This window comes from Streptomyces sp. NPDC058964 (assembly GCF_042741275.1).
Classification (GTDB): Bacteria; Actinomycetota; Actinomycetes; order Streptomycetales; family Streptomycetaceae; genus Streptomyces.
In genome coordinates this window covers 1-1,050 of the sequence record NZ_JBHYKH010001075.1, presented here as the reverse complement: position 1 = coordinate 1,050, position 1,050 = coordinate 1, and the positions used below count along the sequence as shown (strand labels likewise).

2 protein-coding genes are annotated in these 1,050 nt (G+C 70.9%); one reads left to right on the top strand and one right to left on the bottom strand.

Annotation, left to right across the window (positions count from 1 at the left end; genetic code table 11):
* A partial coding sequence (locus tag ACFW2E_RS47760; RefSeq protein WP_384478657.1) for a DUF5994 family protein occupies nt 1–386 on the bottom strand: 386 nt, incomplete at its 3' end.
* A 170-nt stretch (nt 387–556) separates the two neighbouring features.
* Here ACFW2E_RS47760 and ACFW2E_RS47755 point away from each other — a divergent pair.
* On the top strand, nt 557–1,050 hold a 494-nt coding region (locus tag ACFW2E_RS47755), incomplete at its 3' end, for a Na+/H+ antiporter NhaA (RefSeq protein WP_384478655.1).

The window sequence follows — 1,050 nt, the reverse complement described above, 5'->3', positions numbered from 1 at the left end:
GCGTCGGGCACGGTGTGCGGTGGAACCACGAGGAGCGAGAAGAGGTCGTTGCCGCCCCGGGTGATCAGGACGGTGTCGTCGCCGACCGGGAAGGAGTCGATGTGGACGACACGGCCGTCGACCGTCATCCGCGTCGGCAGTTCCTCCCAGGCGTCGCTGTCCAGGCCCACACGAGTGATGGGCCCGAGGTACTCGGTCAGCGCGGAGACGAGGCCGGGGAGTTCACCGGCGAGGTCGCGGGACCGGGGCCACCACGCCCCGTCCAGCACGCCCTGCCGGTCATGGGTCGTCTCGAGCCGCACCACAGCGGTTCCCGGTCGTGGAACGGCCTGGTGGACGGCATCGGGCAGGAGCCTGGTCACCCGCGGGGAATCGGCGTCGGACATCGCACTCGCCTGCCTACCGGGGACGGCACAAACGAAGAATCTCCTCGCTTCACGGTACTCCCCGGCCGACGACGGTCGCAGGCCCCACGGCGCGCCGAGGTACGGGACGGTATAAGTGGGTAAAAGCGGCATTCCTTCATGGTCACGTGGTGATACCCGGAGGTTCCTCCTTGTGCGCTGCCCCGCGTACGCGGTCGGTCTTCCTCGGGCTGCCGCCCTGGTCCGAACGGGTGCAGGTGGCCCGGGCGCTGCGGACGGAGACGGTCGGCGGCCTGGTGCTTCTGGGCGCCGCGGTGGTGGCGCTGGTGTGGGCGAACACTCCGTGGAGCGGAAGCTACGAGTCGCTGCGTGACATCCACTTCGGCGTACCCGCGCTGGGGCTGGATCTTTCGGTGCAGCACTGGACCGCCGACGGGCTGCTCACCCTCTTCTTCCTGGTCGCCGGGATCGAGCTCAAGCGCGAACTCGTGGCCGGCGGGCTGAGTACCCCGGCCATGGCGGTCCTGCCGGTCGTCGCCGCGGTCTGCGGCATGGTGGTACCCGCGGCGATCTACCTGGCCGCGGTCACGGCCGGCGGCGGGCGGGCGGGCGGCTGGGCGGTGCCGATGGCCACCGACATCGCCTTCGCCCTGGCGGTGCTCGCCGTGCTCAGTACCCACCTGCC